This window comes from Bacillus canaveralius (assembly GCF_002860125.1).
GTDB lineage: Bacteria > Bacillota > Bacilli > Bacillales > Cytobacillaceae > Bacillus_BJ > Bacillus_BJ canaveralius.
In genome coordinates this window covers 1-16,301 of the sequence record NZ_PGVA01000004.1, presented here as the reverse complement: position 1 = coordinate 16,301, position 16,301 = coordinate 1, and the positions used below count along the sequence as shown (strand labels likewise).

The window sequence follows — 16,301 nt, the reverse complement described above, 5'->3', positions numbered from 1 at the left end:
GTTATAAAAGACAATCTTTTTTCAGGCAAGCAGATTGTTTTAAAAAGACCTGCTAAGCAAAAAGGCGTTTTTATATTGTTTGCGTAAAACGACCTTTACCATAAATCCTGTTACGACAACTGTCGTCCATCAACGAGATTATTCGGTAAATGTGACGAAAAAAAGAAATTTTTCGACAACATCCGTTTATTTCAATGGTTGTGGATAACTTTATTCACAATTTAACACACTGGTATATTTACTACTTTCCCATTTATAAACAAGATAATCACAAGTTATCCACTAATATCTGTGGATAACAGGAACAGTTGTTCTGACCGTTTTATTTTGATAAAGTAAGGGTACAACATTAGAACTTATCAGTATATGTTTATATAGGTGAATTTAGAACAGAAAATTGAGATGGAGGTGAATAGTTAAATATGAGAAAACTGTCAGATGAACTATTGATCGAATCCTACTATAAAGCAAGAGAATTAAACTTAAGCCAAGATTTTATTTCACTCATTGAAACAGAAATTCACCGACGTTCCCTGTCCAAAAAAGTCAAAGTTTCCGTATAACTGCCCTGGTAGGGCTTTTTTCTTTTATGTCATAAAATGATCTTGCCTGCCGGACAGCTCAAATCCTTACGGAACCCTGCCAAATCCAATGCCTCTCGATATTGCTTCAATCTCTTACAGAGAATCTTTGACAATCCCAATTCTTTCGCCAACCTTAATGTGAACAGGCGTTTTTAAAGAAGGATCAAGCGTAACGGACCCTTTTTCAAATAATAAGACAACGGTTGAGCCAAAAGTAAAATAGGCCATCTCTTTGCCTTTTGTTAAAAAATTTCCTTCGTGGACTGGTTCGATCGAATTTACAAACATCGCGCCAACTTTGATAATGGCGAGATGGCCGCCGCCATGTTCGACCTCTGTAATTGTCCGATAGTTTTTTGATAACGGATTTTTCCCATATTTCAGCCCCAGTCGGTTAACAGGATATGATTTTTTCCCTAATGTCCATTGCCCGGTGATCTTTCCGGAAACCGGACTGTGGATGCGATGATAATGGCTTGGGCTTAAATAAAAGATCACATAAGTTCCACCGTGATATGTCAATAATGCTTTATCATTGCCAATCATTTCTCTGATTGAATAGACCTTTCCTTTAACCTCAATTTCATGTTCAGCATTGACGATCCCAATCTCTTTAATCACGGCATCAACCGGACTTGTGATTGACCCGGCGATGGGATCTGTGACCCGGCTGCCAGCTTTGAGCTTTCTTATAAAAAGCTCATGTAAGGTAGGATATTCTGTTAATGGCTTCTCCATTTCATTCTCGTTCAACCGGTATACTTTTGCGAATGATCTCACAATAAGGCGGCTAGCCTTTGAGCGGGCAAATCGTTTCAAAATTCCTGAAGTTACTGGGCCATTGGTGAGCTCAATCAAGCTGCGGTATATGTTTTGAATCAATGGGCTTACCTCCTGAAGATGCTGAAATACTCTTTACGTACAGGCATAAACAGCTTAAAATAAAATATTAATATAAAATACATGGCTGGAAAGCGCGTGTTTTCCGGCGCATGACCTGCAGACTTTGTAAATAAGTTATTCCCTTCCGTTAAGGAGTGAGGAGATTGTTTTTGTTGTATGTTGTTGACCAGACAGTGAAAAAACTCAAGGCCCAAACGGCTAATGTGTTAACTTTAGTGAACATAACTTTAGGCGGGTTTGCGATTATCGTCGGTATAAACGGAAACTTAAATTTGAGCTTGCTGCTCATCTTTATTGCTGCTTTAGCAGACCGCTTTGATGGAGCGGCTGCAAGAAAATTCCAGATCGAATCAGAGCTCGGCAAGCAGCTCGACTCCATGAGTGATATTATATCATTCGGTGTGGCCCCGGCACTATTATTATACCAAGGAATTTTATTTGAATTTGGTGCTCCCGGTGCTTTCTTTACTGTTTTCTTCATCGGCTGCGGAGCATTCCGCCTCGCCAGGTTTAATATTACCGAAAACAACGGCTTTTTTACCGGGCTGCCGATCACAGCGGCAGGATGCCTGATTACCTTAAGCTTTTTGGCGATTCCATATTGGAAGCCACACGCGTTTATCATCATCATTGTGATTCTATCGTTTTTAATGGTCAGTTCCTTCAGACTTAGAAAAGTATAATCGAAAAGCGCCATGACATCATCACGGCGCTTTGGTCTATTCCGTTATTTTTCTGTAAGTGCGAGGAATTCCTCAACGTCATCAATGCACAGCTTGACCGCTTGTTCCCAGAAATCTCTCTTTGTTAAATCAACGTTTAAATGCTTTTGTGCTAGTTCTTCTACCGTCATTGAAGCCGTATCTTTAAGCAAATCAACATATTTCTGTTCATAGCCCTTTCCTTCTTCCAAAGCCCTCGCATATATTCCCAGTGAGAATAAATAGCCAAACGTATACGGGAAATTATAAAAAGGAATCCCGGTTATATAAAAATGCAGCTTTGAGCCCCAGAAAGATGGATGATATTCTTCAAGCGCATTTCCGTAAGCTTCTTTTTGGGCCTGCTCCATTAATTCATTCAACCTTGCGGCACTGACCATTCCGTTCTTTCTTTCCTCGTAAAATCTTGTCTCAAACAGGAATCGCGCGTGAATATTCATTAACAGGGCGACAGAACGCTGAACTTTATCTTCAAGCAATGCCAGTTTTTCTTCTGCTGTTTTTGCATTTTTTACAGATGCGTCCGAGACGATCATTTCAGCAAAGGTTGAAGCTGTTTCAGCGACATTCATTGCGTAATTGCGGTTTAATAAATGCTGATCCCGCATTGCATATGTATGGAATCCATGGCCAAGCTCATGGGCCAACGTCGAAACGTTCGAAGGCGTTCCAGAGTATGTCATAAAAATCCGTGACTGGCTGCTTTCGGGGAAAAAGGTATGAAAACCTCCCGGTGCTTTGCCGGCCCGGTCTTCAGCCTCAATCCAGCGCTGTTCGAAAGCCATTTTTGCATAATCTGACATTTCCGCGCCAAACAGGCCAAATTGATCTGTAATAAACTCGGCACCCTGCTGATAAGACATTTTTGATTCGGTTTTGCCAAGCGGGGCATCCAAGTCATACCAGCTTAGTCTTTCAAGCCCGAGCAGCTTTGCCTTACGGTTTAGAAATTTAACGAGTGGCTCTTTATTGTCGGCAATAACCGCCCACATCGTTTCAAGTGTTTCTTTTTTCATCCTGTTTAAATCAAGCGGTTCTTTCAGAACATCTTCCCATCCGCGCGCTTTGTACACATTTAAACGGAAACCGGCAAGATGATTAAGAGTTTTGGCCAGATAATCGGAATTGCCATTCCAGGCTTTCTCCCAGTTTCGAAACACTTCCTTTCTCGTCGAACGGTCTGGATTTGAAAATTTATTGGCGGCCTGTCCGACTGAAAGGAGCTTTTCTTCACCGTTCTCCGTATATGAAATTTTTGTATTGCTGACGATTAAGTCATACATCTGGCTCCAGCCGTGATATCCATCGATGCCGAGCAGATTAATGATTGTTTCCTCTTCCTTTGACAGCTTCTCTGCTGCCCTTTCCCGGCGCTCTGAGAGCACAAACGCAAGTTCCTTTAATTCTTTACTGCGCACCATTTCTGCCCATGTAATCTGGTCAAAGGACGTCAATTTTTGGTCGAATACGGTTAAAGCGGTCTGGAACGAGGCACTCAATTCTGTAACCTTGGCCCGCAGTGAGTTTACTTTTTGATCATCCGTATTTTGAGCCTGGAGACAGCTGACAAAAGCCCCTTCCTGGCGCACCCTTTTGGCAACATGCTCAAATTCAGCGATTAATTCTGTCAGTTCCTTTGTATCTGCTGAGCTCGTTAACGGGCTCCACACCTTGACACGATTATGAAAGCGGCTAATATGTGCCGCAGTGTTCTCGAGGTGGGCTGCAAATTCAGCCGAGTCACTCCCGCCTTTAAAAAACACATCTAAATCCCATACTTCTGAATACGTGGATGTCGTCATCCGGTTACCCCCTTCAATATGTACGTGAGTAAATTTCACAATGTAATAAGCTGGACCGAAAAACGAATGAAGTTATCCAAGTAAACAGGAGTATTCTATAGAAACGAATACTACTATCATAATTTTATATAACTGTTCGTTTTTCAATTAAATAATTGCTGTGTGAAATTTATTCACTTTCCATTATAGGCTTATTTTTTTAAAAATTCTATGAACTGAACCATAAGAAAAAAGCTTTCCATTTTCGTATGGAAAGCTTTCTTATTGTGAGTTGCATAATGTTTTAGATAGGCCACACTTTTGTATTTTCTGTCAGCTGCTGTTTTTACGCTTTTCTTTCTCAGCCCGATAAAATTCGTGGAACATTTTCATTAACGCCCGCTTTTCAATTCGGGATACATAGCTCCGGGAAATACCGAGTTCCTTGGCGATCTCCCGCTGCGTTTTTTCTTTTTGCAGATCAAGGCCAAAACGACCGATAATTACTTCTTTTTCACGATCATCAAGGACATCAATATATTCCTTTACCTTTTCAAGCTCCATATTTAGTTGAATCGTATCAATTACGTCCTCTGACTCTGATTTCAGAACGTCAATCAAGGATATTTCATTGCCTTCTTTATCCTGGCCAATCGGATCATGGAGCGACACATCTTTTTTCGTCTTCTTCAAAGCTCGTAAATGCATAAGTATTTCATTCTCAATACAACGAGCCGCATACGTTGCCAGCTTCGTCCCTTTTCCGTCTGAATAGCTCTCGATTGCTTTAATTAAACCAATTGTCCCGATAGAAATAAGATCCTCTGCATCTTCACCGGTATTTTCAAATTTTTTGACGATATGGGCAACTAAACGTAAATTATGCTCAATCAGCATATTGCGGGCATGTGCATCCCCTTCGGCCATTAATCTTAAGTATTTTCTCTCTTCAGCGGAAGATAACGGTTGGGGAAATGCGTTGTTTTTAACATAGGAAACTAGAAAGATAATTTCCTTAATTAAATAACCAAGCGCTGTCAAAATTCCGGACATTTTTTCCACCCCCGCTTATAGTCTTTAGCCTATAGTTAATTCCTATGAAAGGAACGGGATGTTTGTGTCTGTCCCAGAGCATATATTTTCACTTGAAAATGTTTCCTACACCAAATGATCTGCTAATCATTATAAATATCAAGGATCGATATCCGCGGTAAGTGCAATGCACGCTGATAACAATAAAGACACCAGCCAAAAAGATCGGCTGATGCCTTTGTGTTTTAGATTTGAAATTAAGCTTCCACGCTTACCTCAGCTGCAATAATACAGCCAATTGCCCCGGTAATACAAAACGCCATCACGATCATGAACATGTTCTCCGCCCCTTTAGTATGCTTATGATTTATTTAGAATGTACCATATTTCCATTGCGCGTACTGTTCGGGGTTGTGAACATTTTGTTACCAATATTGGCTAGCCGTTTCATTTACTTTTTTTCTTTTTCCGAAATATAAGCGTGAGCAATAAAATGTTGAGATACATAAACATACCTCCTGAAAATGTTGTGTTAGGTGGTATCCTTCTCCACCCATAAGCAAGCTTGCCGATTTTGCATGAAAAATATCATTTAAAAAACCACCTTTCTTTTCAAATTTTTGTTTGTGGGATTAAAACGTTCGATACATGGAGTATTGGCGATCTTTGTTTTTTTCCATTAGGTCTTTAACCATTTCTTCTTGAACCATTTGTTCGGGTGACAATTTGCGTCTCTTGATGGTTATAGTTAAAAATAAAATGTTCAGAGTCATAGTGATTTTCACCTCCTTTATTCTATCCAATCGCGCAAAAAAGCCGCAGAGAGGTACAGACTCTGCGGCTTTTTTACTGTTAGAAGGCATAAAAATGCCGCAGGGCACAATTCTCCCTGCGGCATGGATAGACATTGTTCAAAAAATTAAGCAGTCCAATCCCCGGTGGTCGAATGTGTAAATATCTGTATAAAGTTTTGGTTGATACCTTTGCCTGTTCTAATCACTTTACTCGACCTCCTTTTTTTCGAATTTTTGCTTACAGTGGTAATTATATCCACCTTCACTCCTCTTGTAAACCCTTTTATTATAAATAGTTAAAAAGTCCGGATCCGTACATCGATTAAAATAAGGCATAAAAAAAACGCCCGGCAAGGACGTTTTACTTTTTCATTAAATATTCTTCGCCTTCATCCATTTCAGTCAGCTTGGTTCGGTACTGCTTTGAAACGGTAAAGAAAAAAATCGATCCGGCCAGGAAACCTGTTGAGGCAGCCATCATCATATATAAATCCGTCATCGAATTCGCTGCTGACGGGATAATTGCACCTAAATAGAAAAAAGCGCCAACAGCCAGCAGAATCGTTCCGAACCTTTTAAAATCAACCATTTTTTCGTAAACATGCTTTGCACTGTGTTTCACTTTTCATTCACCTGCGCTTCTTATTTTTAAGCTTGCTAGACTACTTTAACATATTTGCAAGATACATAGAGGATGTAATCATTGGGAATTCATATAGCATGGTCGTGGACTAGACTTTCATTAAGATAAGAGGTGTTATTTAGTAAAAAAACTAGTTTTTTTGATCTAATCGAGCGAAAATATTATTACAGTCGCGAACTATGGAGTTTGAGCTCAAAACTTTTACATTAATTTCTATTAATTTACATTAAATTACTTTTATCATTATACAGTCGGAATAATTAAGCGGAAAATGAGAGGTTTTAAGCGAAAATACCTTTGATTTAAGCGGAAACTTCGGGAATTAAGCGAAAATCGTCTTTATTTAAGCGATACGATAAAATGTTAGCATCTTTATTCACTTATATCCAAAAAGGAGTCGACCCTAAAGCGGGTCGGCTCCTTTTTCATAGTGCTTTATTTTTGCAACGCCTGCTGCAGATCTTCAATTAAATCTTCTGCATCCTCCAAGCCTATGGAGATCCTTACAAGACCGTCCGTGATCCCTAACTCTGCACGACGCTCCGCTGGAATGGACGCGTGCGTCATCCGCGCCGGCACCGAGATTAAGCTTTCAACAGCGCCAAGACTTTCGGCGAGAGTAAAATATTTGACGTTTCCAAGCAATTTATCTGCGTTTGCTTCACTGCCGACGTCAAAGGAGACCATACCTCCAAAGCCCCGGCCCTGTTTCTTGGCGATTTCATGGTTTGGATGGCTTTCTAAACCAGGATAATAAACCTTTGAGACCGCAGGATGATCACCAAGAAATTGGACAATTTTTGCCGTACTCGCTTCATGCTCTTCCATACGTATCCCCAGTGTCTTAATCCCTCTCATTAAGAGCCATGAATCCTGAGGTCCAAGTACGCCGCCAGTTGAATTTTGAACAAAATGAAGGTCTTCCGCCAGTTTTTCACTGTTAACGACAACAAGCCCTGCAACAACATCGCTGTGGCCGCCGAGATATTTAGTGGCGCTGTGGAGAACAATATCACTTCCGAGCTCAAGTGGATTCTGCCAGTACGGAGTAGAGAATGTATTATCTACAATCGTTAATAGCCCATGTTTTTTAGCAATTTGGGCGGCACCGGCAATGTCGGTCACCTTTAGCAATGGATTTGTCGGTGTTTCAAGGTAAATGGCCTTTGTGTTTGGCTTTATTTCTTTTTCAATATTGTCTAAATTGCTTGTATCAACAAAGGTGCTGTCAATGCCGAACCGGTTTAACACCTTTGACATCACGCGGTATGTCCCGCCGTATACATCATCAGTCAGAAGGACATGGTCGCCGCTGTTAAACAGCATCATGACCGCTGTAATGGCCGCCATACCTGATCCGAATGCAAAACCTGCGTGGCCGCCTTCAAGGTCCTTAATCAGTTCCTCCAATGCGTGCCGCGTCGGGTTGCCGGTCCTGGAGTATTCAAACCCCTTGTGGCCGCCGACGCCATCCTGCTTGTATGTGCTTACTTGATAAATCGGCACTGAAACTGCTCCGGTATTCGGATCGCCTGCGATTCCGCCATGGATTAATTGCGTTTTCCGTCTCAATTAAATTCCTCCTTGATATATCTTTTTGCTTAAGTATCGTTCGCTCCCGTCAGGGAAAATCACGACAATATTGGTGCCGGGCTTTGCAGTTTTTGCTTCTTCAAGCGCTGCATGCATGGCCGAACCTGAAGAACTGCCGACGAGAAGGCCTTCTCGAACTGCTAATTCTTTTACTAAAAAAAACGCATCTGGATCCGACACCGTATGGATCGCATCAAAAAAGCTCGGGTCCATATAATCAGGCAAAAACTCCATGCCAATGCCTTCGGTTTTATGCGGACCTGGTTCGCCGCCGTTTAAAATTGATCCTTGCGGTTCAACAATAACCGTTTTAACAGATGGTCTCTGTTCCTTCAAATAACGGGCCGTTCCCATAAACGTTCCGCCTGTTCCTGCTCCTGCTACAAAAACATCTATATTGCCATCCATTTGCTCAAAGATCTCCGGACCCAGCGTTTTGTAGTACGTTGCAGGATTAGCTGGATTGCTGAATTGCTGCGGACAATATGAATCAGGAATTTCCGCAAGCAGCTGCTGTGCTTTCTGGATGGCGCCCTTCATTCCATCTTCCGTTGGTGTATGGACGATGTCTGCCCCAAGCGCTTTCATTAACTCCTGTTTTTCGATGCTGAATTTTTCAGGGACACAAAAAATCACTTTGATTCCTTTATTAATCGCCGCAAGAGCAAGGCCGATTCCCGTATTCCCTGCGGTCGGTTCAATAACCGTCCCTCCGGGAGGAAGCTTGCCGCTGTCCATGGCAGCCTTTAACAGCTCCTGGCCGAGACGATCTTTGACGCTGCCGCCCGGGTTCATGAACTCCAGCTTTGCAAACAGACCAACACCCTTCGGTATCTGGAATCGGCTTAATTCGACGATTGGTGTGTGGCCGATCAGTTCGTGTACATTTTTGTAAACTTTCATTACCGTTCTTCTCCGTCCTAATGGTGATTTTGTAATGTGGAGACGATTTTCATGACAAGATTGGCTGAGTTTAAGGCCGCTTTTTGTAAATATTGATCAAAAGATACGTTCGACTCTTTTCCGGCAATGTCCGACAAAGAACGAATGACCACGAATGGTTTATTAAATTGATAAGCAACCTGGGCAATCGCCGCTGCTTCCATCTCAACCGCCTGCAGATCGGTAAATTTTTGGCTGATTGCCTGGACCCGTTCCGGATCGCTCATAAAGGAATCGCCTGTTGCGATTAATCCTGTCACAACCTGGGCTCCTTCAATTTCTTTTGCACAATTCTCAGCAATCTCGATCAATTCGCTGTCAGCTTCAAAGGCAGCCGGCAGCTGGGGAACCTGGCCATATTCATAGCCAAACGCCGTAACATCTACATCATGGTGGCGAACATCTGTTGAAATCACAACGTCACCGACATTCAAGTCGGGATTAAGGCCGCCTGCCGATCCTGTATTGATGACGAAATCAGGATTGAACTTTTCTAAAAGAATCGATGTAGACATGGCTGCATTGACTTTTCCGATCCCGGAACGAAGCAGGATGACGTCAGCCCCATTCATCAATCCGCTTGTAAATTCACAGCCAGCGATTGTCTCTTGGTGTTGGCCTGCGATTTTGTCGCGCAGGATCGTTACTTCTTCTTCCATTGCTCCGATAATGGCTATTTTCATGGATATACCTCTTTCTTAACGTTTTTCACCTTCCATAATCCAGACAAAATCATTGCATTTCTCAAATGTAGCTGTAAAGCCATTGGTTTCAAGAATTTCCGTTAAAATAGGAATTGTCGTGTAGTATTCACGCTGCAAATCTTCTGCCAGATTGTGAAAACTTTTTGATACGGCATCCGTAATTGCCTCTTTATAAGCCTCTGCAGACTCGTACATTGTATCCGCAAAAACTATTTTACCACCCGGAGCGAGAAGATTACCATAGCGGGCGATCGCCTCAGCCTTTTCTTCGTCTGTTAAATGGTGAAAAGCATAGGTGCTGACGACCGCTTGAAATGGCTCAACTTCAGGGAAGCTGAGAAAATCCCCTCCCAATACAGCCACTCTGCCTGCAAGTTTTTCTTCGGCTATTTTTCTCATCGCTGGAGATGGTTCAATTCCGGTCACCTTAAGCCCTTTGGCCAGTAATGATTCAGTAAGGTTGCCTGTTCCCACTCCAAATTCCAAAACATGCCCGTTTGAACGCGCTGCCACTTCGCCGAGAATTTTTTCATAATTTTTAAATACCTCTTTATATTCAATGTCATGACCGCTCACACTGGAATCATAAGAATCAGCCCATTGTTCAAAAAGCTCTAGAAATTCTTTCCCCATATTACTCACTCTCCATATATTATAATTCCCATCAGTATAGTATGAATTAAATAATCTTGTTCTCAATTTACCATACTTCTTCCCGGCATGGCAAACATTAGCTTGCTAGAAAAGATTGGACACTTTAAAATAACTAAAAAAAATCTTGTTTAACAGAGTAAATTTCACAATGTAATAAGCTAAACCGAAAAACGAATTAAATTGTCTAAATGAACGAGGAGGATTCAGTATGAAACGAATAATGCTGTTAACTTTTATATAATTGTTCGTTTTTCAATTAAAGAAATGCTTTATGAAATTTACTCTAACAGAAGGAGTATTTATGAGCTTCCAATTTGATTTATTAGAAGATAAAGTTGAATTTTTTCAGGCTACAGATTTAAAAGCTTTAGAAAAAAGAATCAATGAACAAATCGATATCAACAAAGCGATCATGCTTGCTGTCCATTCTGTTTCGCACCAGATGCACGTCGATGAGAATGGCCGCACGTTTTACTCGGCGGTTGTTCATTTTAAAGCTAAACGATAATCGGATAAATCGAAAAGGCCGATCACTTGGAAGTGATCGGCTTTCTAAGCTTACTAGCCTTTATCGTTTTCTATTAATTCTTCCACTCTTACCGGTTTCCAGCCTTGCTGGTCAACCCACTCGATATACACCCTGAATGGCTGTTTCGTGTCTTTTGCAGTAATCGTCGCAACTGACCGGTTCGTTCCGTTGTTTTCCAGACGCCAAACTGTCATATTATTTTCGTCAAGCCCAGTAGCGTACGTAACCGCCTGGATCATTTCCTGCCAATCTGTTGAACCTTGTTCATAAACGCCTGCAGGATGCTCTCCGGTTTGCGAGGTTCCGACCGGCTTCCAGCCCGGATTGACGATTGTATTTTTCACATTTGGATCGCTTCCGCCTTCTGTGACGACTGCCTGATCTTCGTTTTCATCATCGGCTTCTTCTTCCTGCTCTTTGGAAGACTCGTCATCGACATTGTCATCGGACTTTTTGCTTTCCGACTGATTAGCTGCTTTTTCCTTACGCTCAGCAGAGTTTTTGCTTTCTTTTCCAGATTGTGATTTCTCTTTTTCGGAATTGCTGTTTTTCACTTTGTCCGTTGTTTCACTTTTCTCTTCGACAGGTTGATCGTTGCTTGCCGCTTCGTCATTGCCACCCGCAAAAATAGACGTAGCTACAACAATGATCAAGACGAGGACTATTGCGATTAAGCTATTTAAAATGATATTTGTTTTGCGTTTCTTAGCCCGCTTTCCAGAACGGGAAATCGTATCGCGACCATCCAATCCACTGTTCAAAGTTGTTTAGCCTCCTTTTTTTCAGCCTGCCAATATTCTATCATGAATTTATGATAACATGAACCGGATTATCCTTCACAATTTTGGATATTGTACAAGGGCACAACTTCATGATTGGGTGGATGCCGGGCAAAGTAACGTTTTATTGTTTGAGATTATAGTCATGAACTGCCTTGACCATGTCAGCAAAAAAAGGATTTATTCCTCCTTGATCCGAGCGTACATCAAGGTTGACTGTAACGAGAGCATATTTAGGATCATGATAAGGAAAATAGCCTGCAAACCATTTATTATGCAATTGCTGTTCATGATCAAAAATACCGGTTTCCGCCGTTCCCGACTTTCCGGCTACTTCATAAGGCAGGTCGTTAAACCATCGGCCTGTTCCGTTTTCATTTATAACCACTTCGCGAAGCAACTGCTGGAGCTTCATCGCGGTATAAGGAGCGATTTCTTCCCCTTTTAACGGTGCCTGGGCAAATTCAGCCATCACCGTACCATTTTTGTATTCAATTTCGGAAACCGCTCTAACCATTTCTTTTTGCCCGCCTCTGGCAATCACAGCCATCATGCTGGCCACCGCTAAAGGCGTTGCCCTTACCTCATGCTGTCCTATTCCGGAGAGGGCCACAAAGTTCTTGTCCGTTCTTTCCTGATCCTTCCTGAACACCCGGCCAATATCTTCATCGGCCATTTGTTTAAAATCGTCAAAATGGTAGACACTGCCCTGCCAGCCAACCGGGCCGGTTAGCGATAATTTTTCTGCATATTCCTCAATCAGATTCGGGTCAATGTCGCTCAATTCCTTTGCCAATTCTCCAAACGTATAATTGCAGCTTCTCGCAAAGCTATCAATAAAATTTAAGGTGCCATGCTCATAGGTCGTATCCGGTTCCCCGTTAATTTTCCTGCTGCAGTCAAACGTCCGGGACGGGTTGTCAAGCTCGTAATCAATCGCGGCTGCGGCAATAACGGTTTTAAAGACCGAACCCATAATTTGCTCCTTTAGCATCATGTTAGTGATTCCATTTTGATTATATGGATCCTGTTGACTGATATTGGGGCGGGAAACCATCGCAAGCACACTGTTTGTCTCAATATCGAGCAAAACGAGGCCGCCTTTTATAATGCCATGCTGATCCGCCAGTTCCTCAGCCCGTTTCTGCAACTCAATATCCAATGTTGTTTTAATATTGACCGGATAAAACGGATTTGCCGGGTCCACATATTTCACATTAATGCCAAACAAAGGCCCGCCATCGCCGTCCACATGAAAGACAAGCTTCGACTTTCCTTCCGGGAGCAAAAACTCATCAAAGCTTGCTTCAAGCCCCGAAACGCCAATCAACGTTTGCGGGGAAAGATCCTTTCCTGGATATCTTTGCCGAATCTCCGCTGTGTTTTCCCCGGTAATTCCAATCAACTGTCCAGCGGGGACTTTCTCCAGCGGATATTTTTGTTCTACTGCAAACACACCGGGTATTTTTAATGAATTGATGCGGTCCATTTGATGATTCGTTAATATCAATGGTTCGGGTGACCGAAACGCAAACGGCTGCTTACTTTTCGCGACTGCTGCGATAAGCTCTGTCCTGGGGGCATCGACGATTTTCGCCACCCTTTCTGCATCCCATTCCATTTTTTCAAGAAAAGGAAACAAGATTAACACTGCTTTCTTTTCATAAGCGATCGGCCGGCCATTGCGGTCATGAAAATTGCCCCTGCCATGGTCAAGCACCATCTCCTGGGAGCGCTGCTGGACGCTTGCTTCGAGCAAGTTAATATGATGTTTTGAAAAGTTTTCCGCAGCAAATAATTGAACTTGGACGAGCCTGCCCAACAGCAGCATAAATCCTGAAAAACATATAAAAAGCCAAACGAGCACCCGTTTTCTCCACATAAAAAACACCTCATCAAAAGTGTTGACGAGGTTTTCAATTTTCAAACGGTTATATACAGGAGCTGATAAAAAACAGATATTAAAAAACGCCCGCAGCAGCGGACGTTTTATGTTAGTGGATTGAAACGATTCGGACGCTCATTTCTCCACCAGGAGTTTGAACGGATACTTCGTCGCCGACTTTTTTGCCCATCAGGCTTCTTGCGATCGGTGAATCATTGGAAATTTTACCTTCAAACGGATCTGCTTCTGCACTTCCGACAATTGTGTATGTTTCTTCTTCGCCTTTGGGAAGCTCGACAAATGTAACGGAGCGGCCTAAGGAAACAGAATCACTGCTCATTTCGTCTTCTTCAATTATTTTTGCGTTGCGAATCATATTTTCAAGAGTCGTGATCCGGCCTTCGACGAAAGCCTGCTCTTCTTTCGCTGAATCATATTCTGAGTTCTCGGATAAATCGCCAAAGCTTCTTGCGATTTTAATCCGTTCAACCACTTCTTTGCGTTTTACCGTTTTCAAATGTTCTAATTCTTGTTCAAGCTTTTCTTTTCCAGCCTGTGTCATCGGGAATATTTTCTCTGCAGCCAAAACCCTTCACTCCTTCTGGTTTCACAATCCCCCATATAGATTGTGTATTAAAGTATGTAATGTACTTACAAATACATAGGAGCGCGTCCTCTTATAAAGGGCGCGCATCACTTTCAGTCACAAGGACATTTTAATGATATATACGTTATTGTTTCATAAAAATGATTTTTGTTCAAGAATTGTTTGAATTTTAGTGACCATTAAGTCGATTGCAACATGGTTGTGACCGCCTTCAGGGATGATCACATCTGCGTATCTTTTTGTCGGTTCGATAAATTGGTTATGCATGGGGCGAACAACATTTACATATTGTTCAATAACCGCATCCATTTTCCGCCCGCGGTCTCTAATGTCGCGGCGGAGGCGGCGAATAATCCGCAAATCGGCGTCAGTATCAACAAATAATTTTATATCCATTAAGTTGCGGAGCCGCTCATCTTCCAATACGAGTATGCCTTCGAGGATGATGACGTCTTTTGGTTCGACAGCGATTACCTCGTCAGACCTTGTGTGAATTGCATAATCGTATACTGGCTTTTCGATCGGGTCATTAGCAAGCAATTTTTTCAGGTGGGAAATCAATAAATCATTGTCAAATGCAAGCGGGTGGTCATAATTCGTTTTAAGCCTTTCTTCAAACGGCAAATGCGTCTGATCTTTATAATAGTAATCCTGTTCAATCATTAAAATTGAATGGCCTTTAAAGCTGTGATATATCGCTTTTGATACACTTGTCTTTCCCGAGCCGGAACCGCCAGCTACACCAATAACAACTGGTTTGCGTTTCATCGGTTTAAAGCTCCTTTCGCATCATGTTGTTTCGGTAGACCGGCCTATTTAATTTGAATTTGACAATCTGCAGGGGATGCCGCGCTGCATCAAGTTCATTGCCGTATTCATCCCAAAGTTGATCAATGACGTGCGTGAAATTTTCAATTTCCGGACCAAAGAATTCTACTTCCTGCCCGGGTTTAAAATGATTGCGCTGTTGCAGCGTAACGATTTGTATGTCCGGATCATAATCAAGAACAAGGCCGACAAAATCAAATTTCGTCTTTTTGCTATGATTTCCAAACATTTGCTCTTTATACCCCGGAACGCCTTCAAAGAAAGCTGAAGCGGTCTCGCGGTTTGCACATTTATCCAATTCCTCGAGCCATTCGTTCCGAATCGCAAAATTGTCGGGGTCTGCGCAGTAGGCATCAATCACTTTACGATAAACGCTTACGACGGTCGCAACATAGTGAATTGATTTCATTCTTCCTTCAATCTTCAAGCTGTCGATGCCGAGCTCAATCATTTTCGGAATTGATTCAATTAGCTTCAGATCCTTCGGGCTCATCGCAAAAGCGGAATCCCCTTCGTTAAAAAGGGCAACTTCATTGTCACCTTCCAATTTGTACAGGTCATAATCCCAGCGGCATGATTGGCAACAACCGCCCCGGTTTGAATCGCGGGCTGTCATATGATTGCTTAATGTACAGCGGCCAGAGTATGCGATACACATCGCTCCATGAATGAACGCTTCGATTTCAATATCGACCTTTTCCTTCATTTCGCGAATTTCTTCTGCGCTTGTTTCGCGGGCAAGAACGACGCGTTCAAGTCCTTCCTCTTTCCAATACTGGACGGCTTTCCAGTTGGAAAGGGACTGCTGCGTGCTTAAGTGGACTTCAATTTCCGGGGCAACCCGGCGGCATGTTTCAATAATAAGCGGATCGGCGACGATAATTCCCGCGATCCCTGTATCTTTCAAACCAAGCAAGTATTCCTCAAGCCCATCGATGTTCTCATTATGGGCAAAGATATTGGTCGTTACATAAATTTTTGCCCCATACTTTCTAGCAAACTCGACGCCTTCCTTCATTTCTTGAAAAGTAAAGTTACCGGCATTGGAACGCAGGCCGTATTCCTGGCCGCCAATAAAGACGGCGTCTGCACCGTAATGGACAGCAATTTTTAACTTTTCCAAATTACCGGCCGGTGCAAGCAGCTCAGGCTTTTTCACAATGACTCTTTTTCCGTCAACGATTTGTGAGATTTTATCTTCTGCTGTTAACATTACTTGGCCACCTCCATATTTAATCTCCAAGCTTTTTTTCCGCTTCAAGGCGCTTCCGCATTTCATTGTCCAGCTTCAGCGCCTAGCCCTTCGGTCGTTTCGGTCCTG

17 protein-coding genes are annotated in these 16,301 nt (G+C 42.4%); 3 read left to right on the top strand and 14 right to left on the bottom strand.

Annotated elements, in window-relative coordinates; all coding sequences use genetic code 11:
• The first annotated feature begins 422 nt into the window (after positions 1–422).
• Complete coding sequence (locus tag CU635_RS02175; protein WP_101575531.1) at positions 423–563, top strand: sporulation histidine kinase inhibitor Sda; 141 nt, start codon at positions 423–425, stop codon at positions 561–563.
• Positions 564–677: 114 nt separating this feature from the next.
• Here CU635_RS02175 and CU635_RS02170 read toward each other — a convergent pair whose 3' ends face one another.
• Positions 678–1,466 (bottom strand): phosphatidylserine decarboxylase, encoded by a 789-nt coding sequence (locus CU635_RS02170; RefSeq protein ID WP_101575530.1) that lies wholly within the window; start codon positions 1,464–1,466, stop codon positions 678–680.
• A 164-nt stretch (positions 1,467–1,630) separates the two neighbouring features.
• Between CU635_RS02170 and pssA the strand changes: the two genes are divergently transcribed.
• On the top strand, positions 1,631–2,170 hold the full coding sequence (gene pssA / locus CU635_RS02165) for a CDP-diacylglycerol--serine O-phosphatidyltransferase (protein WP_101575529.1): 540 nt from the start codon (positions 1,631–1,633) through the stop codon (positions 2,168–2,170).
• A 44-nt stretch (positions 2,171–2,214) separates the two neighbouring features.
• On the opposite strand, the gene CU635_RS02160 is transcribed toward pssA, so the two are convergent.
• The 8 genes from CU635_RS02160 to CU635_RS02125 all read right to left on the bottom strand — a co-directional run bounded on the left by CU635_RS02160 (position 2,215) and on the right by CU635_RS02125 (position 10,331).
• Positions 2,215–4,011 carry a M3 family oligoendopeptidase gene (locus tag CU635_RS02160; RefSeq protein WP_101575528.1) on the bottom strand — a complete coding sequence of 599 codons (1,797 nt, stop codon included), beginning with the start codon at positions 4,009–4,011 and terminating at the stop codon, positions 2,215–2,217.
• A gap of 312 nt (positions 4,012–4,323) precedes the next feature.
• Positions 4,324–5,043, bottom strand: a complete 720-nt coding sequence (sigK, locus tag CU635_RS02155; RefSeq protein WP_101575527.1) for an RNA polymerase sporulation sigma factor SigK — start codon at positions 5,041–5,043, stop codon at positions 4,324–4,326.
• Positions 5,044–5,654: 611 nt separating this feature from the next.
• Positions 5,655–5,795 carry a YrzI family small protein gene (locus CU635_RS02150; protein WP_101575526.1) on the bottom strand — a complete coding sequence of 47 codons (141 nt, stop codon included), beginning with the start codon at positions 5,793–5,795 and terminating at the stop codon, positions 5,655–5,657.
• Positions 5,796–6,177: 382 nt separating this feature from the next.
• A complete protein-coding gene (locus tag CU635_RS02145; protein ID WP_101575525.1) occupies positions 6,178–6,438 on the bottom strand; it encodes a YrhC family protein in 261 nt (86 codons plus the stop codon).
• Positions 6,439–6,894: 456 nt separating this feature from the next.
• Positions 6,895–8,031 carry a bifunctional cystathionine gamma-lyase/homocysteine desulfhydrase gene (locus CU635_RS02140; protein WP_101575524.1) on the bottom strand — a complete coding sequence of 379 codons (1,137 nt, stop codon included), beginning with the start codon at positions 8,029–8,031 and terminating at the stop codon, positions 6,895–6,897.
• Positions 8,032–8,955, bottom strand: coding sequence for a PLP-dependent cysteine synthase family protein (locus tag CU635_RS02135; protein ID WP_101575523.1), 924 nt, complete (start codon positions 8,953–8,955; stop codon positions 8,032–8,034).
• A gap of 17 nt (positions 8,956–8,972) precedes the next feature.
• Complete coding sequence (gene mtnN / locus CU635_RS02130; protein ID WP_101575522.1) at positions 8,973–9,677, bottom strand: 5'-methylthioadenosine/S-adenosylhomocysteine nucleosidase; 705 nt, start codon at positions 9,675–9,677, stop codon at positions 8,973–8,975.
• A gap of 15 nt (positions 9,678–9,692) precedes the next feature.
• A complete protein-coding gene (locus CU635_RS02125; protein ID WP_101575521.1) occupies positions 9,693–10,331 on the bottom strand; it encodes a class I SAM-dependent methyltransferase in 639 nt (212 codons plus the stop codon).
• Positions 10,332–10,653: 322 nt separating this feature from the next.
• On the opposite strand from CU635_RS02125, the gene CU635_RS02120 reads away from it, so the two are divergent.
• Positions 10,654–10,860, top strand: a complete 207-nt coding sequence (locus CU635_RS02120; protein WP_101575520.1) for a YrzA family protein — start codon at positions 10,654–10,656, stop codon at positions 10,858–10,860.
• A 53-nt stretch (positions 10,861–10,913) separates the two neighbouring features.
• Here the strand turns inward: CU635_RS02120 and CU635_RS02115 are convergent, their stop codons facing one another.
• The 5 genes from CU635_RS02115 to CU635_RS02095 form a co-directional block, all read right to left on the bottom strand.
• Positions 10,914–11,642 (bottom strand): YrrS family protein, encoded by a 729-nt coding sequence (locus CU635_RS02115; RefSeq protein ID WP_245917278.1) that lies wholly within the window; start codon positions 11,640–11,642, stop codon positions 10,914–10,916.
• 142 nt (positions 11,643–11,784) lie between these two features.
• The gene (locus CU635_RS02110) at positions 11,785–13,542 is read right to left on the bottom strand and encodes a peptidoglycan D,D-transpeptidase FtsI family protein (protein WP_101575519.1); all 1,758 of its coding nucleotides are present in this window, start codon (positions 13,540–13,542) and stop codon (positions 11,785–11,787) included.
• 112 nt (positions 13,543–13,654) lie between these two features.
• Positions 13,655–14,131: a transcription elongation factor GreA gene (greA, locus tag CU635_RS02105; protein WP_101575518.1), complete on the bottom strand. Its 477-nt coding sequence runs from the start codon at positions 14,129–14,131 to the stop codon at positions 13,655–13,657.
• A 153-nt stretch (positions 14,132–14,284) separates the two neighbouring features.
• Entirely contained in the window at positions 14,285–14,920 is a 636-nt protein-coding gene (gene udk, locus CU635_RS02100; protein WP_101575517.1) for a uridine kinase, read from the bottom strand.
• Positions 14,921–14,924: 4 nt separating this feature from the next.
• Entirely contained in the window at positions 14,925–16,193 is a 1,269-nt protein-coding gene (locus CU635_RS02095; protein WP_101575516.1) for a peptidase U32 family protein, read from the bottom strand.
• Positions 16,194–16,301: the final 108 nt, after the last annotated feature.

Coding starts and splice junctions, on each gene's coding strand:
- CU635_RS02175 (WP_101575531.1), top strand. CDS start 423: ATGAGAAAACTGTCAGATGAACTATTGATCGAATCCTACTATAAAGCA.
- CU635_RS02160 (WP_101575528.1), bottom strand. CDS start 4,011: ATGACGACATCCACGTATTCAGAAGTATGGGATTTAGATGTGTTTTTT.
- sigK (WP_101575527.1), bottom strand. CDS start 5,043: ATGTCCGGAATTTTGACAGCGCTTGGTTATTTAATTAAGGAAATTATC.
- CU635_RS02150 (WP_101575526.1), bottom strand. CDS start 5,795: ATGACTCTGAACATTTTATTTTTAACTATAACCATCAAGAGACGCAAA.
- CU635_RS02135 (WP_101575523.1), bottom strand. CDS start 8,955: ATGAAAGTTTACAAAAATGTACACGAACTGATCGGCCACACACCAATC.
- mtnN (WP_101575522.1), bottom strand. CDS start 9,677: ATGAAAATAGCCATTATCGGAGCAATGGAAGAAGAAGTAACGATCCTG.
- CU635_RS02125 (WP_101575521.1), bottom strand. CDS start 10,331: ATGGGGAAAGAATTTCTAGAGCTTTTTGAACAATGGGCTGATTCTTAT.
- CU635_RS02120 (WP_101575520.1), top strand. CDS start 10,654: ATGAGCTTCCAATTTGATTTATTAGAAGATAAAGTTGAATTTTTTCAG.
- CU635_RS02110 (WP_101575519.1), bottom strand. CDS start 13,542: ATGTGGAGAAAACGGGTGCTCGTTTGGCTTTTTATATGTTTTTCAGGA.
- udk (WP_101575517.1), bottom strand. CDS start 14,920: ATGAAACGCAAACCAGTTGTTATTGGTGTAGCTGGCGGTTCCGGCTCG.
- CU635_RS02095 (WP_101575516.1), bottom strand. CDS start 16,193: ATGTTAACAGCAGAAGATAAAATCTCACAAATCGTTGACGGAAAAAGA.